Origin of the sequence: Kitasatospora sp. NPDC127067 (assembly GCF_042724755.1) — a bacterium.
GTDB classification, from domain to species: Bacteria; Actinomycetota; Actinomycetes; order Streptomycetales; family Streptomycetaceae; genus Kitasatospora; species Kitasatospora lactacystinica.
Genome location: NZ_JBHXEM010000001.1, coordinates 27,668 through 54,323, shown reverse-complemented (window position 1 = coordinate 54,323; position 26,656 = coordinate 27,668). Strand labels below are relative to the sequence as shown.

At 74.2% G+C, this 26,656-nt stretch carries 24 protein-coding genes and 1 pseudogene; 13 read left to right on the top strand and 12 right to left on the bottom strand.

Annotated elements, in window-relative coordinates; genetic code table 11:
• Nucleotides 1-99: 99 nt before the first annotated feature.
• The 5 genes and pseudogenes from ACFWJ4_RS00260 to ACFWJ4_RS00240 form a co-directional block, all read right to left on the bottom strand.
• A complete protein-coding gene (locus ACFWJ4_RS00260) occupies nucleotides 100-1,779 on the bottom strand; it encodes a (2,3-dihydroxybenzoyl)adenylate synthase (protein ID WP_380537812.1) in 1,680 nt (559 codons plus the stop codon).
• Entirely contained in the window at nucleotides 1,776-2,987 is a 1,212-nt protein-coding gene (dhbC, locus tag ACFWJ4_RS00255) for an isochorismate synthase DhbC (RefSeq protein ID WP_380538077.1), read from the bottom strand. Before dhbC ends, ACFWJ4_RS00260 begins: the two co-directional genes overlap by 4 nt.
• Nucleotides 2,988-3,162: 175 nt before the next feature.
• Complete coding sequence (locus ACFWJ4_RS00250; RefSeq protein WP_380537810.1) at nucleotides 3,163-3,945, bottom strand: 2,3-dihydro-2,3-dihydroxybenzoate dehydrogenase; 783 nt, start codon at nucleotides 3,943-3,945, stop codon at nucleotides 3,163-3,165.
• Between the two features lie 283 nt (nucleotides 3,946-4,228).
• A pseudogene (locus ACFWJ4_RS00245) lies at nucleotides 4,229-4,576 on the bottom strand (GNAT family N-acetyltransferase); the annotation flags it as partial.
• Between the two features lie 183 nt (nucleotides 4,577-4,759).
• Complete coding sequence (locus ACFWJ4_RS00240) at nucleotides 4,760-6,010, bottom strand: CapA family protein (RefSeq protein ID WP_380537808.1); 1,251 nt, start codon at nucleotides 6,008-6,010, stop codon at nucleotides 4,760-4,762.
• A gap of 328 nt (nucleotides 6,011-6,338) precedes the next feature.
• On the opposite strand from ACFWJ4_RS00240, the gene ACFWJ4_RS00235 reads away from it, so the two are divergent.
• From ACFWJ4_RS00235 to ACFWJ4_RS00220, 4 genes are all read left to right on the top strand, one after another.
• Complete coding sequence (locus ACFWJ4_RS00235; protein WP_380537807.1) at nucleotides 6,339-7,121, top strand: universal stress protein; 783 nt, start codon at nucleotides 6,339-6,341, stop codon at nucleotides 7,119-7,121.
• Nucleotides 7,122-7,271: 150 nt separating this feature from the next.
• Nucleotides 7,272-8,591: a M48 family metalloprotease gene (locus ACFWJ4_RS00230; RefSeq protein WP_380537805.1), complete on the top strand. Its 1,320-nt coding sequence runs from the start codon at nucleotides 7,272-7,274 to the stop codon at nucleotides 8,589-8,591.
• Nucleotides 8,592-8,678: 87 nt separating this feature from the next.
• Nucleotides 8,679-9,101: a MarR family transcriptional regulator gene (locus ACFWJ4_RS00225; protein WP_359904334.1), complete on the top strand. Its 423-nt coding sequence runs from the start codon at nucleotides 8,679-8,681 to the stop codon at nucleotides 9,099-9,101.
• 284 nt (nucleotides 9,102-9,385) lie between these two features.
• The gene (locus ACFWJ4_RS00220; RefSeq protein WP_380538075.1) at nucleotides 9,386-10,540 is read left to right on the top strand and encodes a PP2C family protein-serine/threonine phosphatase; all 1,155 of its coding nucleotides are present in this window, start codon (nucleotides 9,386-9,388) and stop codon (nucleotides 10,538-10,540) included.
• A gap of 149 nt (nucleotides 10,541-10,689) precedes the next feature.
• On the opposite strand, the gene ACFWJ4_RS00215 is transcribed toward ACFWJ4_RS00220, so the two are convergent.
• A complete protein-coding gene (locus ACFWJ4_RS00215; RefSeq protein WP_380537803.1) occupies nucleotides 10,690-11,883 on the bottom strand; it encodes an ABC transporter substrate-binding protein in 1,194 nt (397 codons plus the stop codon).
• Nucleotides 11,884-12,004: 121 nt separating this feature from the next.
• Entirely contained in the window at nucleotides 12,005-12,598 is a 594-nt protein-coding gene (locus tag ACFWJ4_RS00210) for a hypothetical protein (protein WP_380537801.1), read from the bottom strand.
• A gap of 206 nt (nucleotides 12,599-12,804) precedes the next feature.
• Here ACFWJ4_RS00210 and ACFWJ4_RS00205 point away from each other — a divergent pair, with 206 nt between their 5' ends.
• The 5 genes from ACFWJ4_RS00205 to ACFWJ4_RS00185 all read left to right on the top strand — a co-directional run bounded on the left by ACFWJ4_RS00205 (nucleotide 12,805) and on the right by ACFWJ4_RS00185 (nucleotide 16,073).
• Nucleotides 12,805-13,143: a hypothetical protein gene (locus ACFWJ4_RS00205; RefSeq protein ID WP_380537799.1), complete on the top strand. Its 339-nt coding sequence runs from the start codon at nucleotides 12,805-12,807 to the stop codon at nucleotides 13,141-13,143.
• Between the two features lie 31 nt (nucleotides 13,144-13,174).
• Nucleotides 13,175-13,873 (top strand): ATP-binding cassette domain-containing protein, encoded by a 699-nt coding sequence (locus ACFWJ4_RS00200; protein WP_380537797.1) that lies wholly within the window; start codon nucleotides 13,175-13,177, stop codon nucleotides 13,871-13,873.
• A gap of 154 nt (nucleotides 13,874-14,027) precedes the next feature.
• A complete protein-coding gene (locus ACFWJ4_RS00195) occupies nucleotides 14,028-14,360 on the top strand; it encodes a type VII secretion target (protein WP_380537795.1) in 333 nt (110 codons plus the stop codon).
• A 2-nt stretch (nucleotides 14,361-14,362) separates the two neighbouring features.
• Nucleotides 14,363-15,622, top strand: coding sequence for an amidase domain-containing protein (locus ACFWJ4_RS00190; RefSeq protein WP_380538074.1), 1,260 nt, complete (start codon nucleotides 14,363-14,365; stop codon nucleotides 15,620-15,622).
• A gap of 4 nt (nucleotides 15,623-15,626) precedes the next feature.
• Entirely contained in the window at nucleotides 15,627-16,073 is a 447-nt protein-coding gene (locus ACFWJ4_RS00185; RefSeq protein WP_380537793.1) for a hypothetical protein, read from the top strand.
• Between the two features lie 390 nt (nucleotides 16,074-16,463).
• On the opposite strand, the gene ACFWJ4_RS00180 is transcribed toward ACFWJ4_RS00185, so the two are convergent.
• Both ACFWJ4_RS00180 and ACFWJ4_RS00175 read right to left on the bottom strand, forming a co-directional pair.
• Nucleotides 16,464-17,237, bottom strand: a complete 774-nt coding sequence (locus ACFWJ4_RS00180; RefSeq protein ID WP_380537791.1) for a GNAT family N-acetyltransferase — start codon at nucleotides 17,235-17,237, stop codon at nucleotides 16,464-16,466.
• A gap of 4 nt (nucleotides 17,238-17,241) precedes the next feature.
• Entirely contained in the window at nucleotides 17,242-17,730 is a 489-nt protein-coding gene (locus ACFWJ4_RS00175; RefSeq protein ID WP_380537789.1) for a MerR family transcriptional regulator, read from the bottom strand.
• Nucleotides 17,731-18,057: 327 nt separating this feature from the next.
• On the opposite strand from ACFWJ4_RS00175, the gene ACFWJ4_RS00170 reads away from it, so the two are divergent.
• Nucleotides 18,058-18,765 carry an NAD(P)-binding domain-containing protein gene (locus tag ACFWJ4_RS00170; protein WP_380537787.1) on the top strand — a complete coding sequence of 236 codons (708 nt, stop codon included), beginning with the start codon at nucleotides 18,058-18,060 and terminating at the stop codon, nucleotides 18,763-18,765.
• Here the strand turns inward: ACFWJ4_RS00170 and ACFWJ4_RS00165 are convergent.
• The 3 genes from ACFWJ4_RS00165 to ACFWJ4_RS00155 form a co-directional block, all read right to left on the bottom strand.
• Complete coding sequence (locus ACFWJ4_RS00165) at nucleotides 18,719-19,507, bottom strand: SDR family NAD(P)-dependent oxidoreductase (RefSeq protein WP_380537785.1); 789 nt, start codon at nucleotides 19,505-19,507, stop codon at nucleotides 18,719-18,721. The two genes, ACFWJ4_RS00170 and ACFWJ4_RS00165, sit on opposite strands and share 47 nt — an antisense overlap.
• Nucleotides 19,508-19,734: 227 nt before the next feature.
• Complete coding sequence (locus ACFWJ4_RS00160; protein ID WP_380537783.1) at nucleotides 19,735-20,466, bottom strand: MIP family channel protein; 732 nt, start codon at nucleotides 20,464-20,466, stop codon at nucleotides 19,735-19,737.
• Between the two features lie 228 nt (nucleotides 20,467-20,694).
• Entirely contained in the window at nucleotides 20,695-21,627 is a 933-nt protein-coding gene (locus ACFWJ4_RS00155) for an NADP-dependent oxidoreductase (protein WP_380537782.1), read from the bottom strand.
• 247 nt (nucleotides 21,628-21,874) lie between these two features.
• Between ACFWJ4_RS00155 and ACFWJ4_RS00150 the strand changes: the two genes are divergently transcribed.
• The 3 genes from ACFWJ4_RS00150 to ACFWJ4_RS00140 are packed head-to-tail and all read left to right on the top strand — an operon-like array spanning nucleotide 21,875 to nucleotide 26,655.
• Nucleotides 21,875-23,245 carry a LuxR C-terminal-related transcriptional regulator gene (locus ACFWJ4_RS00150; RefSeq protein ID WP_380537780.1) on the top strand — a complete coding sequence of 457 codons (1,371 nt, stop codon included), beginning with the start codon at nucleotides 21,875-21,877 and terminating at the stop codon, nucleotides 23,243-23,245.
• Between the two features lie 27 nt (nucleotides 23,246-23,272).
• Nucleotides 23,273-23,704 (top strand): protein phosphatase, encoded by a 432-nt coding sequence (locus tag ACFWJ4_RS00145; RefSeq protein ID WP_380537779.1) that lies wholly within the window; start codon nucleotides 23,273-23,275, stop codon nucleotides 23,702-23,704.
• 5 nt (nucleotides 23,705-23,709) lie between these two features.
• Complete coding sequence (locus tag ACFWJ4_RS00140) at nucleotides 23,710-26,655, top strand: NACHT domain-containing protein (RefSeq protein ID WP_380537777.1); 2,946 nt, start codon at nucleotides 23,710-23,712, stop codon at nucleotides 26,653-26,655.
• Nucleotide 26,656: the final 1 nt, after the last annotated feature.

Below are 26,656 nucleotides of genomic sequence, written 5' to 3'. Positions count from 1 at the left end.
AGACGTGGCGGTGTGGGGGGGGTCAACGGGTGGTCGACGGGCGGTCGGCAGCCGATCCGCAGGCGTTCAGCGGCCGGTCCGCAGCCGATCCGCGGGCGGTCAGCGGCTGGTCAGCGAAGCCGCGATCGCGGCGCGCAGGTCCTTCTTGCTGACCTTCCCGATCCCGGTGGCCGGGAAGGCGGCGACGAACTCGACCCGGTCCGGCACCTTGTACTCGGCGAGCCCGCGCTGCCGCACGAACCTCTTCAACTCGACGCTCTTCGGTGGGTTTTCGCGGTGCCCGGCACGCAGCACCACGTAGGCGCAGGTGCGCTCGCCCAGGTACGGGTCGGGCATCGACACCACCGCCGCGTCGTGCACCGCAGGGTGCGCGAGCAGGTGGTTCTCGATCTCCTCGGCGGCGACCTTCTCGCCGCCCCGGTTGATCTGGTCCTTGGCCCGGCCCTCGACCACCAGGTGGCCGGTCGGGGTGCGCCGGACCAGGTCCCCGGTGCGGTAGAACCCGTCCGCGGTGAAGGAGCCGGCGTTGTGCTCGGGCGCGTTCCAGTAGCCGCGGATGGTGTACGGCCCGCGGGTGAGCAGGTGGCCGGTGGCGCCGTCGGGCAGGTCCCGGTCCTGGTCGTCCACCACCCGGACCTCGTCGTCCGGCGAGATCGGCCGGCCCTGGGTGGTGGTGATCAGCTCCTCCGGGTCGTCCAGCCGGGTGTAGTTGACCAGCCCCTCGGCCATCCCGAACACCTGCTGGAGCGTGCAGCCCAGCACCGGCCGCACCCTCCGGGCCGCCTCCTCGCTGAACTTGGCGCCGCCGACCAGCAGCACCTCCAGGCTCTCGTACCCTCGGGCGCCGCGCTCGGCGGCGTCCAGCCAGAGCAGTGCGAGCGGCGGCACCAGCCCGGTGATGGTCACGCCCTCGCGCTCGATCAGCGGGAAGGCCGTCTCCGGGGCGGGCTGCGGGCAGAGCACCACCCGGCCGCCGGCGTACAGCGTGCCGAGCGAACCCGGCGAGCTGAGCGGGAAGTTGTGTGCGGCAGGCAGCACGCACAGGTACACGCTGTCCCGGTCCTGCCCGCAGAGCTCGACCGAGCCGCGCAGCGAGTAGATGTAGTCGTCGTGGGTGCGCGGGATCAGCTTCGGCACGCCGGTGCTGCCGCCGGAGAGCTGGAGGAAGGCGAGGTCCCCGGGCCCGGGCTCCCCGCCGAAGGCCTCCGGTCCGGGACCGTCGCAGGGCACGTCCGCGAGCCGGACGTGCTCGCCCGGGTCCTCGCCGGCCACCAGCACCAGCCGCAGCGCGGGGTTCTCCGCCTGTACCCGGGTGGCGAGTTCGCGGTAGTCGTGACCGCCTTCGACGGCCGGCACCACATAGGCGACCGCCCCGGTGAAGGAGCAGAAGTACCCGATCTCGGCGTACCGGTGGGCCGGCAGCGCGAAGACCGGCAACGCGCCGATCCGGAACAGCGCGAAGACGACCTCGAAGAACTCGGCGGCGTTGGGAAGTTGGACCACCACCCGGTCCCCGGCCCGGATTCCTCGGGCCAGCAGCCCGGCGGCCATCCGGTCGGCCCGGCGGTCGAGTTCGGCGTACGTCCAGCGCCGCTCGGCGGCCGCCACCGAGTGACCGCCCGGGTCGACGACGGCGATGCGCCCGCCGTGCGCGGCGGCGCGTTCGCGCAGCATCCGCCCGAAGGTCTCGCCGCGCCAGTACCCGGCGTCCCGATAGCGCTCGGCGAACTCGGCGGGGTACGGGGTGAAGCCCGCCCGAGCGGTCTCCAGCGGCGTCACCGGGCCACCCCCGCGGCGTCCAGGAAGGTGCGGAACTTGGCGCTGGTCTCGGCGAGTTCGGCCTCCGGCCGGGACTGCTCGACCACGCCAGCGCCGGCGTACACCCGCAGCGTCCGCTCCTGCGCCTCGGCGCAGCGGATGGTGACCACCCACTCGCCGTCGCCGGTCGCGTCCTCCCAGCCGACCATGCCGGTGTAGAGGCCGCGGTCGAAGGGCTCGACCTCGCCGATCACCCGGCGTGCGACGTCGGTCGGCGTGCCGCAGACCGCCGGGGTGGGGTGCAGTGCGCAGGCCAGTTCCAGGGCGGAGACCGCGGGGTCGGCCAGCTCGCCGCGGATCGTGGTGGCCAGGTGCCACATCGCGGCCGTCCGTACCAGGGTGGGCCGTTCGGGAACTTCGAGGGTGCGGCAGTACGGCGCCAGCGCCTCGCGGATGGCGTCCACCACGACGGCGTGCTCGTGCAGGTCCTTGGGCGACTCCAGCAGCGCGGCGGCGCGCCTGACGTCCTCGCCGAGGTCCTCGCTGCGCGGGACCGAGCCGGCCAGCGGGTTGGCCAGCACGGCCGTTCCCCGCCGGGAGAGCAGGAGTTCGGGGCTGGCGCCGATCAGGGTGCGGCCGCCGCCGGACGGGACGGCGAAGGTGTAACCGCCCGGGTCGCGCCGGGCCAGCCGCTGCAGGATGGCGGGCAGGTCGAGCGGCTCGGCGGCGCTCAGCTCCAGCGTCCGCGCCAGTACCACCTTGCTCAACTCCCCGCCGCGCAGCCGCTCGACGGCCGCCGCGACGCCGGCGCCGTACACCTCCGGCGCGGGCACCGGGGCGATCTGCCAGTCGATCCGCTCGGCCGCCGGCGCGGGCAGCGCGATCAGCGGGTCGTCGCGCAGCGCCCCGGCGGTGCGGATCCGGGCGGGCACGGCGAGTTCGACCCGGCTGTCCCGGTCGAACGCCACCGCACCGACCACCAGTGGCCGTTCGACCCCGTCCCGGCCCGCCTCGGCCAGCGTCTCGGCGACCCGCACCGGCAGCGGCCGCCCGTCCTGGGGCACCCGGGCGTGCACGCCGGAGCCGAGCAGGGTGCGGGTCGGCGAGGCGAAGAACGCCTCGTCGGAGCCGGCCCGGTACTGGCCGAGCAGTCCGCTGGCCGCGCCGATGACGGCGTGGTCCGGGCCCTCGGCGAGGGCGGTCGCCGGGGCGTCGGGCCCGGCGGGTATCGGCCCGGCAGGGGCATGGTGCACCGTGGTCACGGCGGTCTCTCCAGTCTGGGACGGTTCTACGGGGGACGAGGAGGAACGGGAGGGCGGGGAGGAGCAGCAGGGCGAGGAGCAGCGGGAGGGCGGGCGAGGAGGAGGGACGGGCGGGGCGCCGATCGGCACCGCCCTGCCCCGCTCAGGCACGCAGGGTCGCTCCGCCGTCGACGTACAGGTCGTGCATGGTGATGTGCCGCGCCCGGTCGGAGGCCAGGAACACCACCGCCTCCGCGATGTCGGCGGGCGCGGCGATCCGCCCGAGCGGGATACCGACCCGCCAGGCGCTCAAATCGCCCTCGATCACCCGGCGTTCGGCCGCCTCGGCGTCCTCGCCCCACAGCGCGCGCTGCATCTCGGTGTCGGTCGAACCGGGCGACACCACGTTGCACCGCACCCCGGACCGGGCGAGTTCCAGCCCCAGGCAGCGGGTGAACATGGTGGCCGCCGCCTTGGACGCCGCGTAGGCGGCCATCCCGGCCCGCGGCACCCCGGCGGCGTTGGACCCGACGGTCACGATCGCCCCGCGCCCGCGGTCCGCCATCCGACGGCCGACGGCCCGGCCGGTGTGGAAGACGCCGGTGGTGTTGACGGCGAAGGTGTCCGCCCAGTCCCCGTCGGAGAGTTCGACGACCGGTGCGGTGCGCAGGATTCCCGCGACGTTCACCAGTGTTCCGATCGGCCCGAGTTGGCGTTCAATCAACTCCACAGTGCCGTCCACGGCCTGGGCGTCGGACACGTCGAGCACGTACGGACGCACCGTCGGCAGCTCGGCCACCAGGGCGTCGAGCCCGCCACGATTGCGGTCCACCGCCGCGACGACGGCTCCCTCGGCCACCAGCGCCCGCACCACGGCCGCGCCGATGCCCTGCCCGGCCCCAGTGACCATCGCGACGGCATCGGCGAATTCGGACTGTTGCTGCACAGGACATCCCCTCCGACCAGCAAGATTAGGCAAGCCTAACCTAACACAGCTGTTCGCCTGCATCGAGATCCTGTGCGAACGTCAACTCGCTCCCGCTGGTGCCGCGGCGGCCGCCACCCACCGCGAACGCGCCCCCGAACACGAGAAAGCCGCCCGCCCCCGGGCTGGGAGCGGGCGGCCTCTGCGCCTGCGGCCTCGATGTCCCGCGGACTCGGCGTCTGCGGCAGTGGCGCTGGTCGTGCCTGTGGTGCTGGCGGCCGTGGTCGCAGTGTCCGGCGGGTCCCTACGGCAGGCGGCTCGCGGAGATCAGGTCGAAGCCGTCACAGCCCTCACCGTCGAGGTGTTCCGCGCGGCGCAGGCCGGCGCGCAGGGCGACGCACCGGGAGGCGAGGTTCTCCGAGCGGACACGGGCGATCAGGGGGAGGTCGGGGGCGTGGGCCGACGCCCAGGCGGCGACGGTGGTGGCGGCCTCGGTCGCCACGCCGCGACCCCAGGCGGCGGGAGCGAGGCGGTAGAAGAGGTTGAGGATCGGCAGACCCGCCAACGTCATCGGCTTGGTGCCGCAGAAGCCCAGTACGGCCGGGGAGTCGTGCTCGCGGACCGTCCAGTAGCCGAAGCCGTGGCGCTCCCAGACCGCGTTCCAGCGGCCCTACAGCTCTTCGGCCTCGGTACGGGTCGCGAGGGCGTCCGAGGGGCTGTGGACGCAGGTGGCCGGGTCCCGGTGGACGGCGAGGACGGCGTCGATGTCGCCCTCGGCGGGGCGCAGCAGGGAGAACCGTTCGGCCGTCGGGGCCTCGTGCCCGACCAGCGCGGGCTAACGCGGGACGGCGGGGGTGGTGGCTGCCTTCGCGGGACCCGAAGGGGCCTTCGCGGGAGCGGTGGGGGGCGTGGCCGGAGCGGTGGGGGCCGTCGCCGGAGCGGTGGGGGTCGTCGGTGCCGCACCGGGGCCGGCCGGGGCCGGGGAGAGGCCGGTGCAGCCGCGCAGGCCGTCGCGGCGCTTGAGGGCGGCCTCGGCGGTGGCGCCGCCGACCGGCTCCGGGATGCCCTTGTCGTCGATGGTGGCCGGGGTGAAGGCCTCGCCGGTCACCTTGCCGTCGGCGGTGAGGGTGAGGGTGGTGACACCGGTCTCGTTGGAGTTGGGGTAGTTGGAGGTGCCGTACCAGAGGAAGTTGCCGAAGCCGTAGCCGATGTAGGTGTTGCCGAGCATGCCCGAGCCGACCATGGTGTGCGCGTGGGTGCCGACCACCGCCGTGGCGCCCGCGCCGGCGAGCTTCTTGGCGATGGTGGTCTGCGGACCGGTCGGACAGGCCTTGCCCTCGTCGCCCCAGTGCAGGTAGACGAGCACCACCGGAGCCTGCTGCTTGGCCGTCTCCACCGCCTTGACCAGCGCCGGCACGTCCAGGGCCGAGGCGATGCCCGGCTTGTTCGCGCCGGCCCGCCACTTCTGGTTGGTGAGGTCCTCGACCTGGCTGGCGGCGACCACCGCGACCTTCACCCCGCGCACGGTGGTGACATACGGGGCGTACGCCTCCTTGGCGTTGCGTCCGAAGCCGACCACCGGGATCGGCGAGGAGTCCTTGGCGGCGAGGGTGTCGGTGAGGCCGTCGGCGCCGAAGTCCACGGCGTGGTTGTTGGCCATCGAGACGACGTCGACGCCCGAGTCCTTGAGCACCGACAGCGCCTTGGGCGAGGTGCGGAAGGTGTACGTCTTCGGCTCCGGGGCGCCGCGCCCGGTGATCGCGGTCTCCAGGTTGAGGACGGACAGGTCGGCGTCGGCGAGGGTGCGGGAGATCGGGCCGAGCACGGGCTCGGGCGGCTGGACGGCCAGCCGGGCCTCGGTGCGGCCCTCGAAGTGGACGTCCCCGGCGAAGGCGACGGTGATGGTGCCGTCGGGCCGGGGCGGGGCGCTCTTGCCCGGGGCCGTGCCGGAGGGCGAACCGTCCGGCGGCGAGGACGGCGGGACGGGGGCGGCGGAGGCCGGGGCCGGTTCGGGGTCGTCCGGCCCGCAGGCGGCGACGGCGGTTATTCCGACGAGCAGCGCGACGGCGGCCGCGACACGGCGCATGAGTGGATCCCCCCGAGGATGATGCAAGAGCGGTCAGCCTACGCCACCGAATCACCACCACCCGGACCCGAGCCCGCAACATTCCGGCCACAAAGGACACCCCCGGGCCGGGCTGCGCATCGACGGTCGGACATCGACCGGCGGACATCGCCGGCCCGGCATCACCGGCCCGGCATCGCCGGCCGGTCGCCGGACGGCCCCCCTGGCCCGACCGTCCCAATGGCCCCGGCCGACCCGGCCACCGTGTCCCTGGCGCGGAGCCGGGCGGGGCGCGCAGCGTGGTGTGCAGGGAGCGAGTCCCGCGCCGAAGGCCGGGAGGTGTGGCGTGATGGGCAGCAATCAGATCTCCGCCGTGGGCGGCAGTCCCCCGTCCCTCACCCGGGAGCACCGGATCGTGGTCGGGATCGACGGCTCCGGGCCGTCGAAGGCGGCCCTGCGCTGGGCGGTCGGCCAGGCCGTGCTGACCGGCGCGGCGGTGCACGCGGTGGCGGCCTGGGAGTACCCCTCGCTGTACGGGTGGTTCGCGCCGATGGTGGACGACGGCTTCGAGCGGACCGCCCGCCGCACGCTGAGCGCCGAGATCAACGAGATCCTCGGCCCGGACCGCTCGGTGGAGGTCCGGGAGAGCCTGGTGCTCGGCCACGCCGCCGAGGTGCTGCTGGAGGCGGCGGCGGGGGCCGACCTGCTGGTGCTGGGCAGCCGGGGCCGGGGCACCTTCGCCCGGACGCTGCTCGGCTCGGTGTCCACCCGCTGCGCCGTGCACGGCGCCTGCCCGGTGGTGATCGTCCGCGCCGACGGGACGGCCGCCGCCCCGCCGCCGGCCGCGGCCATCGGCGAGGGCGTCGAGCAGTCGGCCCCCGGCGCCGTGCGCACCAAGGAATGGCAGCTCAGCCTGCACGTGGTCGAGGACGAGGACACCACCCGGGTGCACGCCGTGCTGAACACCGACGGCGACGTGCTGCACAGTGACGCCCGATCCCGCCGCAACCCGCGCGACGCCCCGGCCCCCGCCGTCGGCGACGAGTTCGCGGTCGGCCGCGCCCTGGTGGACCTCGGCCACCAACTGCTGCGCTCCGGCGTCCACGGCGCCACCGGGCCCACCGAGGAGTGAACCGCCGCTCGCGGGCGACCGCCGGGCCGCGGCATGCGCATCGCCCCGTCGGGTACGCCATGCTGAATCACCGCTGGACCACCGCTGGAACAATCCCCGAACCGCCGTACCGCCCCTCCCGCGACCCGACCGGAAGAGCCGCACCCCGCCATGGACACCACCCCGGCCCCCGAACCCCCGGCCGCCGAACCCTCGAACCCCGAGACCGCGATCCCCGAGGCCGTGGCCTCCGAGACCGCGGCGTCCGGGACCGCGACCTCCGGGTGCACCCCGCCCGGCGAAGCCCCCGCGCCGGACTTCACCCCCGACGAGCGCGCCCGGGGCCGCGCGCTGCGCCGCGCCCAGCTGCCGTGGGCACTGGGCGGACGGCTGGCGGGCCTGGCGCTGACCCTGCTGCTCGGCCTCACCCCGGCCGGTGCCGCCCTGGTGACCGCCGTCGGCGGCTGGTTCGGCGGCTCCCGGACGGCCGGGGTACTGGCCGGCGCGGCGGCCCTGGTGGTGCTCGGCCAGGCGCTGCAACTGCCGTTCGGCGCCGGGGCGCGGACCGTCCGGGCCCGGTACGGGCTGGTGACCCAGGGCTGGGCCGGCTGGGCGCTGGACGCCGTACGCGGCCTCGCGCTCACCCTCGTCCTCGTCCTCCCGCTCGCACTGGGCCTGTTCGCGCTGACCGCCTGGTCGCCGCAGCGATGGTGGCTGCCGGCGGCGGGCGCGGCGGCGCTGCTGACGGCCGCGCTCTCCTTCCTCCATCCGCTGCTGATCGAGCCGGTGTTCAACCGCTTCTCCCCGATGCCCCCGGGGGAGCTGCGCACCGCGCTGCTCGCGCTGGCCGAGCGGGACGACGTCCGGGTGCGGGATGTCCTGGTCGCGGACGCCTCCCGTCGCACCACCGCGCTCAACGCGTACGTCTCCGGGTTCGGGGCGACCCGCCGGATCGTCGCGTACGACACGCTGCTGACCACCGCGGAGCCGCGCGAGGTGGAGCTGGTGGTCGCGCACGAGCTGGGCCACGTCAAGCACCGGGACGTGCCGTTCGGCACCGCGCTGGGCGCGGTCGGCGCGGCCGTCGCGGTGGCCGTCCTCGGCCTGCTCGCCGCCTGGCCGCCGCTGCTGGACGCGGCCGGGGCGACGGACGCGGCGGACCCCCGGGCGCTGCCGCTGCTGGCGGCGCTCGCGGCGCTGCTGGGCGCGCTGTCGGGGCCGCCGCAGTGCGCGGTGAGCCGCCGGATCGAGGCCAGGGCGGACCGGCACGCGCTCGAACTGACCGGGGACGTCGAGCAGTTCGTGGCCATGCAGCGCAGACTGGCCCTGGCGAACGTCTCGGATGTCGACCCGCCGAGGGTGCTTGAGCTACTGTTCGCCACTCACCCGAGTGCGACCAGGCGGATCGCCGCCGCCCGCGCCTGGCGGGCCGCACCGGAGCAGCGAGCGCCGGGGCGGCGGGCAGCGGGGCGACGGGCAGCAGGGCGATGAGCGCCGGAGCGGCGAGCACCGGAGCACCGTGCGACCCCGGGCAAATCCGTTGTATAGTGCAACAAATATCGAGGAGATAGGAACGCCGTGCCCGGCCGCCAGTCGTCCATCGAGACCATCCAGCGCGAGCTGACCGCCTTCGCCCGCCGCGCCCGGCACAAGGCCTCCCAGCTGCACCCCGACCTCTCCCTGGTCACCTACAGCATCCTCGACCTGATCACCGAGCGCGGCGGCTGCCGCGCCGCCGACGTGGCCGCGCACTTCATGCTCGACAAGTCCACCGTCAGCCGCCAGGTCACCGCCCTGGAGAAGCTCGGCCTGCTGGCCCGCGAGACCGATCCGGACGACCAGCGCGGCCAGATCCTGCGCGCCACCGAAGCCGGCCTCACCCTGCTGCGGGACGCCAACGAGCAGCGCCGGCTCTCCTTCACCGCGCGCTTCACCGACTGGTCCGACGAGGACGTCGCCCGCTTCGCCGACTACCTGGCCCGGTACGGCCAGGAGGGCTGACCTGGCCACCTGCCGGACGACCATGCGGGACGCGGAACGCGGGTCGGGATGCGGGATCGAAGCGCGGGCCGGAGATCCGGCCGGGGGAAGCCGCCCGGAACACCGGCCGGAGGGGCCGGTCGAAGGGGCCGACCGGAGAGCCGGTCGAGCCCTTCCGGGTGCGCCCCGCCACCTCCACGGTGTACAGAGGAGGAGTGCCCCTCCGGCAGCGTCCCGATGCGCCGCACCGCTCGAACGCGACGCATCCCCCCGACCGCCGCCGCGCCTGGCTGCCCGACCGCCGGGTGCTGACGGCGCTCACCCTCGCGCTGATCGTGCTGATCGCCGTGGTCGACATCCTCTCCCCGCCGGACATCCACCTCGGCCCGCTGCTGATCGTCGCCCCCGCCCTCACCGCCTCCTTCGCCGGACCCCGGGCCACCGCCGCGGTCGCCGCGCTCGCGTTCGCCGCGCTGACCGTCATCGGCGCCGTCCGCGACAGCCTGACCAGCGCGAACATCGAGACCCAGCTGAGCGCGCAGCTGATCGTCTCGGTGCTGATCGTCGGCCTGCGGGTGCTGCGCGAGCGGCACGAGCGCGAGCTGGCCCGGGTGCGCTCGGTGTCCGAGGCCGCCCAGCGGGTGCTGCTGCGCCCGCTGCCGGAACGGATCGGACCGCTGCACCTGGCCTCCGTCTACCTGGCCGCCGAGGCCGAGGCGCAGGTCGGCGGCGACCTGTACGCGGCCGCCCGCACCGCCACCGGCACCCGGCTGCTGGTCGGCGACGTCCGCGGCAAGGGACTGTCCTCGCTCGGCGACGCGGCCCTGCTGCTCGGCGCCTTCCGCGCCGCCGCCCACCTGCACGCCGAACTGCCCGACCTGGCGGCCTACCTGGACGGCAGCGTCAGCTGGGACCTCGCCCAGCTCGCCGAACAGTCCCGACGGGACCGCCGCGACCGGCGTGAGCGACGCGAGCGGCAGGGCCTGCAAGCGTTGTCCGCCCTGCCCCTCCCCTCACCCGAGGAGCCCCCCGAGGAGAGCGGCGAAGCCGGAGAATCCTTCATCACCGCCGTCCTGCTCGACATCCCCGACGACGGTTCCCCGGTCCGCCTGATCGACTGCGGCCACCCGCCCCCACTGCTGCTGCGCGCCGGCGGCATCACCACCCTCGCCGCGCACCACCCCTCCCCGCCGCTGGGCCTCGGCGAACTCGCGCCGGCGCGGTACGAGGCGGAGACCTTCCCGTTCCGGCCCGGCGACCGGCTGCTCATCTACACCGACGGCGTGATCGAGGCCCGCGACGCCCAGCGGCGTTTCTACCCGCTCACCGAACGTGTCACCGCCTGGCACTCCGAGCGCCCCACCGCCCTGCTCCAGAGCCTGCGCCGCGATCTGCTCGCGCACGTCGGCGGCAGGCTGGACGACGACGCGGCCATGGTGGTGGTCGAGCGGCTGCCGTGAGGCGGGCGACCGGCAACGACAAGTAACGGATGACGGATAACAGATGACAGATTTCGAAATCTGTCATCTGTTATCCGTCATCTGAAAGCTGTTCCCTGAAAGCTGTTACCTGAAATCCGTCGGCTGTCGGCTGTCGATCGGACCCTGCGCTACGGCTTGTACGGCAGCTGCGGCACGTCGAAGCAGTTCGTGGTCATCGACGGCACCTGGGTGACCCAGCCGCCCTGCCCGCCCTGGGCCGAGTCCTGCCAACGGGCGGCGTTCAGGCACGCCCGGGTCGGCCCGGTGGGAGGCGGCTGCGGGACGAAGGAGGCGGGCAGGATCAAGCCGTGCGCGTCGTAGGGCTCGGCGCGGTTCATGAACACCTCGACGCAGGAGCGCGTCGGCGCGACGCCGCAGGAGCCCAGCGCGTTGCGGCAGTCCGGCGAGGAGGCGTAGTCGGTGCGCACCGTCTCCGACCAGTTCTGCACGTTGGTGACCTTCGCCGCCACCGTCACCCCGGCCTCGTCCAGCGCCCGGCACAGCGCCGCGTTGCCCCGGGAGTCCATCGCGTCGAACAGCAGCTGCGAGCCGTCGGCGTGCACCGCCGCGGCCACCGCCTGGAAGTTCGGCAGCGCGAAGTACACCGTCTGGAGCAGCACCCGGTACCCCTCGGCCTCCAGCCCGGCCTTCAGCTGTCCGGCGTAACGGGTCGAGTCGGCCTGGTTGTAGGCGACCACGGCGGCGCTGGTCGCGCCCAGTCGCTGTTTGAAGAACCGGAAGACCTCGGTGCCCTGGTAGAGCGTGCCGTTCCAGCCGACCGACCGGCCGTCGCGCGGAGCGGCGCTGCCGCAGATCCCGTAGAGGTGCGGCCAGCGGTCGTACTCCGTGCCGATCGGCTGGCCGCCGACGTCCGGCACCGCCTTGCCGCTCACGTACGGGGCGCCCGCATAGTCGAGGACGCTGCCACTGACGAAGGCGAAGACGTGTTCCCGGTCGATCAGCCGGTGCACGCAGTCCTGGTTGCCGACCCCGCTGCCGCCGTCGTCGCAGGTCACCAGCCGGACGGTGCGCCCGTGCAGGCCGCCGCGGTCGTTGAGGGCCTGGAAGAAGGCCTGGGCGCCGTAGCGCGGACCCTTGAACACCTCGCTGCCGACCGGGCTGGTGAGCGAGGTGACCAGCCCGATCCTGATCTCCGTGGCGGTGACCCCGGTGTCGGAGGCGGGGTTGGCGCTCCCGGCCGCACCGGTGGCTCCGGTCGCGCCGGTGGCTCCCGCAGCAGGGGAGGCGAGGGTCGGGCGGGCCGTGAAAGCCTCGGCCGGCAGCCGGGTGCCGCAGCCGACGAGCAGCGCCGCGAGCAGCACGGCGAGGGGCAGCAGGAGGACGGCGAAGCGGCCGGTGAGGGCGCCGCGGGAACGGTCCGGGCGGACCGCCCCCGGGACACGGCCGGGCCGCCGGCGCGGCGGGGCGGTCGGCCGCAGCCGGTCAGCCGCAGCCGGGGATCGGGGTCGCCGTGGCGCCGCCGGCCTGGGTGAGCAGACCGCACAGGGTCGAGCGGGACACCTTCCAGGTGCCGTTGTCGAGGACGGACTGGCCGGTCGCGCTCGGCTCCACCACGTTGCCCTGCAGCGAGAGCGCGTAGGTGACGGTCGCGTCGCTCGCGTCGGTGAACGCGACGGCGGCGACCTTCGCCTGCACCTGGCCGACCCTCGGGTCCTGGGCGAAGCCCTGGAGCGCCGGGAGCAGTTCGTCGCCGCCCTGGAGCAGCTGGGCCTTGTCGGCGATCGGGGTGTCGGGGTCGAAGAACTTCTCCCAGTTGGTGGTGATCTCCCCCTTCGCGGCGGCGGGGTCGGCGGGGGCCGTGCCGGTGGCAGTGGCGGTGGCCGTCGCGGGGGCGGATTCGGTGGCGGTCGCCGTGACGGTGGCACCCGTAGCCGCCGGGGAGGTGGCCGCGGAGCCGGACTTGCCGTCGCTGCCGCACGCCGCCGCCGTACCCGCGAGCAGCAGGGCGAGCAGTACGCTCGCCGCCCGCCTGGCCCGGCGGGCGTCCTCGGGGGTGCCGCTTCGCGTCATGTGCATGGTGGTCTTCCCTCTCGACTGCGCCGCCCGGGCCCCGCTCTCCGTGCCCCGGATGCTGTTCCAGGCCGATCCTGGAAACGTCTCAAGTGACACCATGAAGGCGAATCCATGGACGAATCGCAATCCGACGGAGAAATCACCCGTAACGCCCCGGAGGGTTCGCCCGTCCGGCGCGGCGGCCGCCCGCTGCGCGCCGTCCGGGACGCTTGCAGGAGATCGCCGCCGAACCGGCCGGTGGGCAGCCCACGGGGGTGTTGCGCCTGGTGGAGCTGGCACGGGCGCTGGCGGGCGAGCCCCGGGTGCTGCTGCTGGACGAACCGGCGGCGGGCCTCGACGCCGCGCAGACGGTCCGCCTGGTGTCCGTCCTGCGCGGCCTCGCCGAGCGCGGCATGGCGCTGCTGCTGGTCGAGCACGACGCCGAACTGGTCGCCGAACTCGCCGATGCCGTCTACGCCATGGCGCAGGGCCGGGTGGTCGCCGCCGGACCGGCCGCGGCCGTCCTGACCGATCCCCGGGTCACCCGGGCGTGGGGAACCGCCACATGATGCCGAACCGCCCGACCCCCGAGGTGGGTTGATGCCCGTCGAAGCCGCCCTTCGTGCCGCCCGGGTCCGCAACGGCCCGCTGGAGGCGCTGCACGGTGTCGACCTGGACTTCCCGTCCGCCGCCGTCACGGTCCTGCTCGGCCGCAACGGGGCCGGGCGGACCAGTGCGCTGCACGCCCTGGCCGGGGTGGTGCCGCTGGCTGGCGGGCGAGCGCTCTGGCGGGGCCGGGACATGGGCGGGCTGTCGGTGCACCAGCGGGTGCGGCGGGGCCTGGCCGTGGTCCCGGCCGGTCGCGGGGTGTTCGGTTCGCTGACCGTGGCCGAGAACCTGCTCCTGGGCGGGCCGGGGCGCACCGAGGTGCTGGAACTGTTCCCGGAGCTGATCGCCCTGCTGGGCCGCCGGGCCGGCGTCCTGTCGGGTGGCGAGCAGCAACTCGTCGCTTTCGGGCGGGCCTTGGCGGCTCGGCCCGCTCTGCTCCTGCTGGACGAGCCGGACGGCGGCCTGACCCCCGCCGTCACCGCGCGGCTGCACGCCCACCTGCTGGCCGGCGCCGCCGACGGCCGTACGGTCGTGCTCGCCGCGCAGTCGCTGCCGCACACCCTGGCCGGGGCCGCGGTGGTGCACGTGCTGCACCGGGGCGAGGTGGTGTTCTCCGGCGAGCCCGGGGAGATCCTCCCGGGCGGCCTCCTCCCGCCCGGTCCGGACGAGGCCCGGTTTCCGCGCCGGTGACCGGCTGCCCGCCATCCGACAGGAAGCAAGGCGACCAGCCCCGTCGAATTACTTTCTCATGACTTTCGGATGACCTTTCCCTTCCAAACCGGTCGTTACGATGGCCGCACCCATGTCGATCGGGATCGACATAGCCGGGTAGGGGGACCTGACCGTGAACCACATCCACGTCCAGACACATGCGTTGCGACAGTCGGCGAACGGCCTCACGGAGGCCGCCAAGACCTTCGGCCCCGTCGGGCACTGGCTCGACAACAGCCACGCGGCCGCCGACGCGATGTCGGCCTGGGACTCCGGTCCGGCGCTGAAGGACTGCGCCGACGCCTGGCAGGCCCACGTGAAGTCGGTCGTCGATCAACTCCATCTGTACTCCTCACAGTTGCACGAGTCGGCGCAGTCCTACGACCAGGCCGACCAGGAGTACGCCCGCCGGCTCGACGCCGCACTCGGTGACCTCGGGGGCACGGAACCGGGGCAGCAGCCGTGACGATGACCATCGCGGCGCTCAAGGCCGCCAACAGCATCGACGTCGATGCCGCCGCCGGCTCCTGGCTCTCCCTGTCCAAGCAGGCGTGGCAGGCCGTCAACGACATCCATGCCAACGGTGTCGACCCGCTCAAGGAGAACTGGAAGGACAAGGTCGGCGAGGCCGCCGGCCGCAAGCTCCAGGAGCAGGCCCAGATCCTGGAGGCCGGCGCGGACATCATGCGCGGCGTTGTCATGATCCTCGACGGGCTGAGCGCCGGCATCACCCGGGCCAAGCTCACCCTGAACTCCGCCCTGGACATGGCCCGGCAGTACGGCCTCACCGTCGACGAGACCACCGCCACCGTCCACGGCAGCGGCGGCGCGGCGGCCTCGAACGACAACGCCGTCCAGGAGGTGAACGCGATGCTCCAGGAGGCGCTGCGCGAGGCCGCCCAGGCCGACAAGCTAGCCTCCGCCGAACTGCGCAAGCTCGCCGCCGCGACCTGCGAGACCGACCCGCACAAGGCGCTGGACCAGCTCCAGCGCGAAGCCTCGCAGACCGAACTGTCCATGTACACCGGGGGCATCCCCAGCGGGCAGGACCCCCGGCTGGTCGCCGACTGGTGGAAGGCCCTGACCGACAACCAGCACAAGCAGCTGATGCTCTCCGACCCCGTGACCCTCGCCAACCTCCCGGGCATCCCCGACGACGTGAAGGTGGGTCTGCGCGGCGGGCCCAACGCCAAGTACGACCGGGTGAAGACGGTGCAGTGGGCGCTGGAGCACTGGAACGACACCACCATCGACGTCTTCGACGACAACTGCACCAACTTCGCCTCCGAGGCGCTGCGCCAGGGCGGCGTGCACGCCAAGTGGGACCAGTGGTGGGGCTGGCGCGGGGACGACACCTGGGGACGCAGCGACGACGCGGGCGGCGACTGGCTCGACCAGCGGCTCGACTATTCGAAGAGCTGGGCCGGGGCGCAGAACATGCACGACTTCATGATGCGCCACGGCGGTCAGGAGGTCCCGCCGGGCGAAGTGAAGCCCGGGGACATCGTCTACTACGAGGAGGACTCCGACCAGGACTCCCAGGACAAGAAGGGCGTCGTCCACCACACCGCGGTGGTGACGGCGGTGACCCCGGACGGGGACATCCGCTACACCCAGCACAGCGGCGGCCAGCAGAACGCGAGCATGGGCGGCCGGATCGACAGCTTCCAGGAGCAGCGCGGGCACCAGAAGCTGCACTTCGTCCGCGTGAATCCGGACTGGTACTAGGCGTATGAGTGAAGAACAGCGCTCCCCGCGGTGGCTCCGAGCGGGCGGCCCGCTGCTGCTCGCCTGCCTCGGGTGGGCGTGCGGCGTGCCGACGCTCGTCGCGGACGGCGACATCCACGGGCTCGTGAGCCGCTGCCAGGACAGCCCCGGCGCCCCGGCCCCCGTACTGCCGCTCGCCTGGGCGGGGTTGGGGCTGGCCGTCGTCTCGGTGTGCTGGGGCGGCTGGCAGCTCGTCACCGCCGTCCGCCGCAGGACGTTCCGGATCGGCCCGGGGCACGCCCTGCTGTGCGTACTGCTGCCGCTGGCGGCGATCGGGGTGCCGTTCCAGTACGCCCTGGTGCAGACCGCCGTGCACGACACCGGGGCTCAGCGGAGCAGCTGCTTCGGGCAGGGCCCGCTCACGGACGCGGTCGATCCGGCCGCGGTGCCCCGGACACGGCTCCCGGCCTGATCGCCGCCGGGCGACCCGGCGCACGAACCCGAGACCGAGCCCGAGGCTGAAGCTGAGGCTGAGGCTGAGCCCGAGAGCGAAGCCGCCGAGGGCGGCGGGCACGACGACCGTCGTGCCGAGGACGCGCGGGTGATAGAGGTCGAACACGCCGAGGCTCCTCCCCGGGGACCCGGACGGTCCCCGCTCGTGGTGCCTCAACGATGACCCCGGCCGGCCCTCCCCCGCATGTACCGAACGGCACATCCTGAGCAGCGGCACCCCCGTACTCCCCTGCCGATCGGCCCAGATCCCCGGGTCCTGGCCCCCTCTGGCCCCGGCGCCCTCGGCTCCCGGCTCGCTCGGCTCCCGACGCCCTCGGCTCCCGGCTCGCTCGGCCGCCCGCGGCGGGGCCTACGGCTGGTGCACGTAAGGAGTCGTCGTGCTCACCCAGGCGAAGCCGAGGCGCTGGAGGATGGGCCGGCTCTGGTCGCTCGCGTCGACCTGGAGGTACTGGTAGCCGAGTTCGGCCGCGAGCCGGGCCCGGTGGGCGATGAGGGCCCGGTAGATCCCCCGGCCGCGCCAGTCCGGTGCGGTGCCGCCGCCCCAGAGGCCGGCGAACCCGGTGCCCGGGACCAGCTCCATCCGGGCGCCGCTGACCGGGCGGTCGCCGGCCATCGCGACGACCATGCTGACCGTCGAGGTGCCGTGCCGCAGGTGGTCGAGCAACCGCGCGCGCAGCCCGGGGTGCTCGGAGCCGAAGGCCTGTTCGTGGGCCTCCATCAGCAGGTCCACCCCGGCCGGGTCGGTCACCGGGAGCAGCCGGACCCCCTCGGGCAGGGCCGCGTCGGTGGGCAGGTCCGCGATCCGGGCGAGCATCAGCGCCTCGTCCGGCTCCGGGGTGAAGCCGGCCGCCAGCAGCCTGGCGCCGAGGTCGGCGGGGCGGTCGTGGGAGTAGGCCTTCCACTCGAACTCCAGGCCCAGTCCGGCGAAGTGGCGCACCTGCGCGGCGATCGCCGCGTCCGCGCCGGCCTCGTCCAGGCCGGACCAGACCACGCCGTTCCAGCTGTGCTCCGGGCCCACCTGCCGGATCACCGCGCCGTCGCGTTCGACGCGACAGCCGGGGTCGGGCGGCGCGTTGCGCCGGAGCCGGTCGTCGAACAGGGCGAGCACCTCGTCATGATCCATCCGCTCACTCCAGCACGGCCCGGGAGCGCGCGCCATCGAGTTTCCGTGCCGCCGACCGCGGGCGACGGTCCTCGGCGGCGGCAGCGCCCGCGGCGGCCGCACCCGCGGGGGACGCATCCGAGGGGGACGCATCCGCGCCCGGCGTCCGAGCACCCATGTTGGCGTCCAACAGGCCCCGGGCCCGGGCGAGTTCGTCCATCTGCCGGGTGATCCTGGCGCGCTCCCTGGCCAGGCCGGCGAGCAACTCGGGGCAGGTCGGGCCGGGCGTTCGCTGCCCGGGAAGCGGCAGGCCGTGGAGGATCTCGGCGATCACGGTGCTGTTGAGCCCGGCCGCGAGGAGGGTGCGGATGCCCCGGACGGTGTCCACGTCCCGCTCGTCGTACTCGTGGTAGCCGCTGGGGCGGCGCTCGGGGGCGGGCAGCCCCTGTTCCTCGTAGTAGCGAAGGGCGCGCGGGGTGACGCCGGCGCGCCGGGCGAGTTCTCCGATCCGCATCGCGGACACCTCCTCGGCGGAGCGTCCGCGCCGTCCGCCGCGACGTGCCACCGTGCCTCTGCGCCTTGACTCTGCCGTCGGCGTGAAGCTCTGGCCTGGGCAGTTTCGTTTGGATCACCTGGCAGACCAGAGGAAGATGCCCGCGACGTGCCGTCCGGCCAAGCAGATGGCCGCTGTCTTCTCGTAGCCCGGCCTGTCCGTCGGTGGGATGGAAGGCCAGGGACCGGCAGTTGCGGTCGGCCGCGAGCGCCGCCGAGGCGGTGGCGGACGCCCCATTCGCGCTGCTCTGCGTCCGCGACCAGCACGCTACGGCCGGCCGGCCGTAGCGTGCTGGAGGCGGCCGGAACGGCGCTGCGCGGCCGGACCGTCGTCAACGCCACCTCGGTCTCCCCGGACGACGCGCGGGCGAACGGGGCCGACGCGGAGGCCCGGGGCTTCCGCCTCCTGGACGCCGCGGTCCTCACCCCCACCCCGACCGTCGGCCGCCCGGAGGGCACCGTCCTGCTGAGCGGCGACGCCGAGGCCTTCGCCGCCCACGAGGCCGCACTGCGGGCGCTGGGCGGCACCGTACGCCACGTGGGCGCGGACCCGGGGCGGGCGAGCGCCTTCGACGCCGCCCTGCTCGACCTGTTCCGGACCACCGTGCACTGCTACCTGCACGCCCTGGCGCTGGCCCGCGCCGAGGGCATCGGCGGCGCCGAACTCGCCCCGTACGCCCAGGGCCTGCCGCGCCTGCTGCCGCCGCTGATCGACGGCTACGCGCAGCGCACGGACGAGCGCAGGCATCCGGGCGACCGCAGCAGTCTCGCCTCCGCCGAGGCCGGGCTGGCGCACGTCGCGCACTCCGCCCGGGCGCGCGGCCTGGACACCTCCGTGCTGGACGCGGCGCTCGCCCTCACCCGGACGGCGGTCGGCGCCGGGCACGGGGCGGACGGAGTGTCCGTCCTGGTCGAGCTGCTCGCCGGGAGCCGGGCGCCCGACGGCGGCCCTACTGCGCCAGGTACCCGCCGTCCACCGGCAGCACGACCCCGGTGACGAAGGACGCGTCGTCGGAGGCGAGGAAGAGGACGGCCGCCGCGACCTCGGCCGGGTCCCCGAGCCGCCCCATCGGGTGCCGCTTCTCGATCGCCGAGAGGTACTCCGGGCCACCGGGCTCGTCGTACAGCCGGGCGACGCGCGCGGTGGTGATGGTGCCGGGGGCGACGGCGTTGACCCGGATGCCGCGGTCGGCCCATTCCACGGCGAGGTGTTTGGTGAGGCCGGAGGCGACGAACTTGGCGGGCCCGTACACCGCCTGGCCGCGCTGACCGGCCTCGCCGGAGATGGAGGACAGGCAGACGATCGAGCCGCCGGGCCGGTCCTGGGCGGTCATCGCCTCGATCGCGTACTTGCAGGTGAGGAACATGCCGCGGCCGTCCACCGCCATCACGTGGTCCCAGTCCTCGGCGGTGGCCTCGGTGATCTCCATCAGGGGGATGATCCCGGCGTTGGCCACCAGGACGTCCAGTCGCCCGTGCCGCTCGACGGCGGCGGCCACCATCCGGCGGGCGTCCTCGTCCCGGGCCACGTCGCCGACCACCGTGCTGACGGCGCCGGGGAATCGTTCGGCCAGCCGGTCCAGCCCGGCCGCGTCCACATCGGTGGCGACCACCGACGCGCCCTCCCGGGCGAAGCGTTCGGCGACCGCCCTCCCGATGCCGTTGGCCGCACCCGTCACCACACAGGAGCGGCCGGCCAGCCGCCCGCCCGCCGGGCTCTCCGCGTTCACAGTCACCATGGCGGGACTCTATCCAGCCGACGGGCGGGAGCCGGGGCTCTTCGGCCGGTACGCCGGATCCGGACGGTCGGCGGCGCAAAAGCGGTCCCGGAGCGGTCCCGGAGCGGTCCCAGGACGACGCGAAGCGGCGCTAAGCGAGCATGAAGGGAGCACGAAGGGAGCGCGAGGACGAGGCCGCCGCGCCGGCTCGACTGCGGGACCTGCACCCGCACGTCGGTGGCCAGGGCTTACACCCGCGCGTCGGTGGCCAGGGCCTGCGCCACCGGGAGGTTGGGCTGCGGGTGGGTCAGCAGGTGCACGCCCGCCGCCAGCGCGCCGCCGACCAGCGGGGCGAGCAGGAACAGCCACAGCTGCGACAGCGCCCCACCGCCCGCGAACAGCGCCGGGCCGAGGCTGCGCGCCGGGTTGACCGAGGTGCCGGTGAGCGGGATGCCGACCAGGTGGACGACCACCAGCGCGACGCCGATCGGCAGCCCGTCGAAGCCGACCGCGGCCAGCCGGTGGGTGACCGCCAGGACGACGTAGACCAGCAGGAAGGTGAGGACGACCTCGGTCAGGAACGCGCCGCCGGCGTTGATGTGCACCTGGGAGCGGTCGCCCCAGCCGTTGGTGCCGAGCTTGCCGTGGGTCTCCAGCCCCGGTATCTGCTTCGCCAGCAGCAGGACGAGCGCCGCGCCCGCGATGCCGCCGAGCACCTGCGCCACCCAGTACGACACCGCCGTGCGGCCGTCGATCCGGCGCGCCAGCAGGAAACCGAGCGTCACCGCCGGGTTGACGTGGCAGCCGGAGATCGGGCCGAGCGCGTACGCGAGCGCCAGCAGCACGAAGCCGAAGGCGAACGCGATGCCCACCGGACCGATCGCCTCCCCCGCGAGCACCGCCGCACCCACCGCCAGCAACACCAGCAGCAGGGTCCCGACGAACTCGCCGATCACCGCCCGCCTGTCCGTTCCGCCCATGCGCCTGGTCCTCCTGACCGTCAGGGCAGGCGGTCCGGTGCCGCCCACGTCCGGCCAACCCTGGTCGACCGTTCGGGGGACCGCATGTCGGCCGGACGGCTCAGCGCCGTGTTCACGGCGCGTCCGCCTGCCGAATTACTCCGAACGGATGAAACCGTACGAAAATGGCGAGCCCAATGCAAAACGGAGGTAAAACGGGCAGACGGGTACAGGACGGGCGATGAACGGCTATCGGACCGTCAGCACGATCTTTCCGCGCAGGTGCCCGGCCTCGCTGACCCGCTGCGCCTCGGCCGCCTCCGCCAGCGGGAACACCCGGTGCAGCGGCAGCCGCAGGGTGCCCGCCTCGTGCAGGGCGAGCGCGGCCGCGAACGCGCGCCGGTGGTGGGACTCCACGCCCTCGACGCCGCCGTTGAACCGGATGCCGTGCTCCTGCGCCCCCACGACGTCGGCGATCGTCAGCACCCGGTCCGCGCTGCCCGTCAGCTCGATCGACAGCGGCAGCACCCCGCCCCGCCCGGCCGCGTCCAGCGCCCGGTCCACCCCGCCCGGCGCCGCGGCCCGCACCCGCTCGGCCAGGCCCTCGCCGTACGCCACCGGGATCGCGCCGAGCTCGCGCAGGTGGTCGTGGTTCGCCTCGCTCGCGGTGCCGACCACGGTGATCCCGCGCGCCCGGGCGAACTGGAGCAGCACGGTGCCGACCCCGCCGGCCGCGCCGTGCACCAGCAGCGTCTCGCCCGACCGCACGCCCAGCAGGTCGAGGACCCGCTCGGAGGTCTCGGCCGCCGTCGGGATCGCGGCGGCCTCCTCCCAGCCCAGCCCCGCGGGCTTGTGGGCCAGCGCCGCCACGTCCACCAGCGCGTGCTCCGCGTACGCGCCGCCCATCATGCTGCCGAACACCTCGTCGCCGGGCGCGAAGCCGCTCACCCCGGCGCCGACGGCCTCGACCACGCCGGACACCTCGACACCCGGCACATAGGGGAAGACGACCGGGAAGAGCGCAGCCAGCTCGCCGGTACGCAGCCTGCGGTCCACCGGGTTGACGCCCACGGCGCGGACCGCGACCCGCACCTGGCCGGGCCCGGGAACGGGCAGCTCGATGTCGATCGGGCGCAGCACGTCCGCGCCGCCGAACTCGGAGAAGGCGATCGCCTTGGTCATGGAAGGTCCTTAGGTTTCAGTGGAGTTGCCGGCGGCTTCGCCGACGGAGCCGGTCGGTGGCGTTGCCGTCGGGTTCGCCGACGGGTTCGCCGACGGAGTCGTCTGTGGAGCCGGCCCGTGGAGCCGGTCGCTTCCGACGACTTCCATCCTGTGCCCGGGACGGCGCGGGCCCGCCCGGCCCTTCGGACGGTTCGACCTGTCCGAACGGCCAGGCCGCGTCGGCGGCACCCGAACTAGGCTGGACCGCATGGACGACATGAACGGCGCGGCGGACACCGCCGGCACGGACGAGCCCTGGCGGCGGCACTGGGGCCGCCCCGAGGACGCGCTCGCCCGGGCCGTCGAGGTGCTGCGCGCTCCCCGGCCGGACATCCTCCCCCGCCTGTCCGAGGTGCTCGACACCCTCGTCCCGCACACCGCGCTCGCGCAGCTCAGCGGCGTCTGCACGTTCAACCCCACGCACGGCTACGGCCCGCCCGAGCTCACCGAGGCCATGAGCACGCGGGACCTGTCCCGGCTGGCCGAACGCGCGGCCGCGACCACCTCGGCCGGCCGGCCCTGGCAGGGCGAGGCCGAACTCGCCGGACGGACCCGGCCGGTGGTGGTCGTGGCCACCACGCCGGCCGACGACAGCGGCGCCGCGCTGGTCCTGGTCCGGGCGGGCACCGGACCCGTCGCACCCGGGGCACTCGCCGCCCTGCAACAGCTGTGGGATCTGGTGGTCGCCCACTCCGACCACCGCGCCACCGACGCCGCCCCCACCCAGACGGCCGCCTCCCGCGCCTCCGCCAACGCCCGGGCCCGCGCCATCGCCGAGTTCACCGGCACCCACAGCGCCGCGCTCACCGCGATCCTGGCGCCGCTGCGCGCACCCGGCCTGGACGACGCCACAGCCCGCCGCACCGCCACCGAGCTGGCCGTCACCGCCCTGCTCGACCTGCGCCAGGGCGCCGAACTCGACCGCACGCTCAGCGAACAGCCCGCCGACGCCGCCTTCGCCCGGCTGGTGCGCGAACTGCGCCCTCTGCTGCGCCACACCCGGGTCCACCTCGACGCCGCGCCCCCGGCGGAGGCCGGCCGCTCCATCCCGGCGGACGCCGCGCACACCGCCCGCGACGCCGTCCGGGTGGCCGTGCTGCTGATGCTGGAACAGGAGAAGCCGACCCGGCTGCACGTCAGCTGGCAGCTCACGGCCGACGGCCTGCTGCGCGCCGTGGTGCGCGGCGACGGCCTCGGCGCGCTGACCGCCGACGCCCTCACCGTCCACCGCACCGCCGACCGCATCACCGCCCTCGGCGGACACCACGGCGTCGAGGCGGTCCCCGGCTGGGGCACCACGGTGACCGTCGACCTCCCGCTGGCCCTGCCCGAACCCGCCGTCGTCACCGACCCGCTGGACGGCCTCCAGCCGCGCGAACGGGAGGTCCTCGACCAACTGGCACGCGGCCGCCGCAACCGGGACATCGCGGCGACGCTGCGGATCAGCGAGTCGACGGTGAAGTTCCACGTCGCCAACATCCTCGCCAAGCTCGACGTGTCCTCGCGCGGCGAGGCCGCCGCCCTGGCCCACCGCGCCGGACTGCCGAGCGGGCCGGTCGGACTGCACGCGGCATCCTGAACACCCTCCCCCCGAAAGAAGACCCTCGTGACCGACCCCAGCACCTGGGACCCGGCCGTCCCCGGCATCCTGCGCCTGCCCTCCGGCCGCCTCCTGCGCGGCCGCGGCCTCAGCCGCCCCCTGCCGCCCGGCCCCCGACCGGACTTCGGCCTCTACCTGTTGGGCCGCCCGCCGCACGTCGACTGGCCGAGCCGCTGGGTGCGCTGGCCCGACTTCCGCCTCCCCGCCGACCGCGCGGACGCCGCCGACGCCTTCCGCGAGGCCTGGGAACGCGCCGCCACCGAACGCGTCGAACTCGCCTGCGCCGGCGGGCGAGGACGCACGGGCACCGCCCTCGCCTGCATCGCCGTCCTGGACGGCGTCCCGGCCGCCGAGGCCGTGCCGTACGTGCGGGAGCACTACAGCCGGCACGCCGTCGAAACGCCGTGGCAGCGCAAGTTCGTGGAACGGCTAGCCTAGGCGGGGTGGGCAGCGATCCAGAGATTTCGGTGGCCAATGAGGTCACCGGAACGGTCAACGGTGACGTGATCCAGGCCGGAACGGTCAACCTGACCAAGGCCGTTGAGCCCGAGGTCACCGCCGGATCCGTGGCCGCCGCCCGCGCCGCGTACGCCCGGCGGGTACGGGAGACGTACGGGCGGCTCGACCTGGAGGTGCTCACCCCGCTCTCCGAGCAGGGCGAGCACCCGGCGGTCGAGCTGCGGGAGGTGTTCGTCACGCCGCAGGTGCGGGAGGATCCGCCGCCGGTGGAGCTGCCGCGCGAGCTGGTCCAACGCCTCCTCACGAGTGGCGAGTTCACGGCGGAGGAACTGCCGGGCGACCTCGGGCAGTCCGCCCTCGAACGGCTGCGCACCGAGTACCTGAACCGGCCGACGGAGGACGTGCTCTCCGTCCTCGCCGGGCCGCGCGGCGAACGGGTGGTCCTGCTCGGCGACCCAGGGGCAGGGAAGTCCACGCTCGCCCGGTACTTGGCCCTCACGCTGGTGCAGGACGTCGACGGTCCGCTCGCCCCGCTGGGCGGCCTGGTGCCACTGGTGGTCGAGCTGCGCCAGTACGCCGAGGGGCAGTGGCGCGAGCGCACCTTCGAGGATTTCCTCGACCACCGCCACACCGTCGCCGGAATGTCCCTCCCCGGCCCCGAGCTGCGCCAACTCCTCACCAAGGGGCGGGTCGTGGTCGTCTTCGACGGCCTGGACGAGCTCTTCGACCCGGGTGTGCGCGCCGCCGCCGCCGAGCGCATCGCCGCCTTCGCCGCCCGCTACGACCGGGCGCGCGTGGTTGTCACCTCGCGCGTCATCGGTTACCAGCGCAGCGCCCTCGGCGGCGCCGGGTTCACCCACTTCATGCTCCAGGACCTCGATCCGGAGCGGACCGCCGACTTCGCCCGCCGCTGGTACGCCATCGCCTGCCCGGCGGACGCCGAGCTGGCCGGTCGGCTGTTCGACCGCATCACCAGCACCGTCGAGGCGTCCCGCCCCATCCGGGAACTCGCGGGCAACCCCTTGCTGTTGACCATCCTGACCATCATCGGCCGGCGTCAGACCCTGCCCCGCGACCGCCAGGGCGTCTACGAGCACGCGGTACGGGTCCTGGTCGCCCACTGGGACCGCGACACCAAGCACCTCAGCATCCCTCTGAAGCCCGGCGCCGCCGAGGCCCTCGGCCTCCTCGACGACCGCGAACGCCTGGAACTGCTCCGGCTGCTCGCCCGCCGCATGCAGGAGGGAACGGGTGGCATCGCCGGGAACCACATCCACGCGGAGGAGCTGGAGGAGGTGTTCCACGGCTACTTCACCCAGTTCGGCCTGCCGCCCCACCAGTGCCTCGCCGCCGCCCGCGCGCTGCGCGACCAGCTGCGGGAGCGCAACTTCATCCTGGCCCGGTACGGCGGCGAGGTCTACGGATTCGTCCACCGGGCGTTCCTGGAGTACCTCGCGGCGGCGGACATCGTCCACCGCTACACGGTGGGACGGGAGTGGTCGCCGGAGGAGCTGATCGAGCAGGTCTTCGAGCGGAGGACGGACGACCCGGCGTGGCACGAGGTGCTGCTGCTGGTGGTCAACCAGTTGAGCGAGACGGATGCGGGGAGGGTGGTCGACCGACTGCTGGACCGGGGGGACGAGCCGTCACTGGTCCTGGCCTTCCGGTCCCTGGCCGAGGTTCGGAAGATCGGACTGCTGCACGCGCAGAGCGACCGGGCCGTCGACCGTCTCATCAGCGCCTTCGTCACGTACTACGACTACGCCGTCCTCCACAGCGATCAGCTGATGACCGCGCTCTCCGCGCTGTGTTCCGTGCCAGGTTGGACCGGGCGCGATCACTACCTCCGGTGGTTCCATCTCCGAGGACAGTTCCTCGCCGGAGCCGGTACGGCGACGATCGCGGCCACGACCCTCCACACCGACTTCCGGACCACGCGGGCCCTCGCCACGTTCGGGTCTCCGGCCACCAGGGAGTTCGCCGTGGCCGGCCTGGCCCGGCGCTGGAGCGCCCATCCGGGGATCGTGGCCGCCTTGTGCGACCTCGCCGTCCGATCCGGCCACGACCGGGCGGGCGCCGCCGCGCGGGCCGAACTGGCGGAGCGCTGGCCCGATCATCCGCGGGTCCCCCTTCCGACCGTCGTCGGGCCCGATGCCGACGACGACCGGACAACGGAAGTCGTCCAGGCGCTCAATACGCTGTTGACGCGCCTGTCGGCCGACCCCGACGACCACACCCCGATGCTGAACGCCGTCGCACACGAGTCGGTGGTCCTCCGTGCCACCGCCCTCCAGCGTCTCGCGCGGGTGTGGCCCTCGCACCCCGAGGTCCTCGCCACGTTGCTCGACCGTGCCGTCAATGACTCGGACAGCCGCATCCGCTACGCGGCGGTTCACGAACTGGCGACCCGATGGGCCAAGACCCCGGCCGTCCTGATGCTGCTGCGCGAGCGTGCGGGTCACGATCCTGACGCCGTCGTTCGCGTTCGCGCTCTGTCGAACCTCGCCGCCGAGGACCCCGACGACCCCGGGATCGTTTCGTCGCTCACCCGCGCGGCCGTCGATGCAGAACCTGGACGGGCGCGGGGATCGGCACTGGAAGCGCTGTCCGAATACCGGGGCTCACGGAACGAGACGGCTCTCCTGCTCCTGGATCGCATCGAAAAGGATCCCGCTCACACGGTTCGCGGCACGGCACTCAGTTGCTACGCGGTGCTCATCCCCGGATCCGCGGAGGACGTCATCCGGCGCAGGGCGGCCGACGATCCCAGTCCGGAGGTGCGCGGCCGGGCGCTGACCATGCTCGCCTGGCAGTGGCCCGGCAGCCCGGAGACCGGCGAGGCCCTCCGACGTGCTCTTGCCGATCCCGAGGTCCGCGATGCCGCCGAGGCCGGGCTCGGGGCGGTCGCGCACCTCACCTCCGGCACCTGAT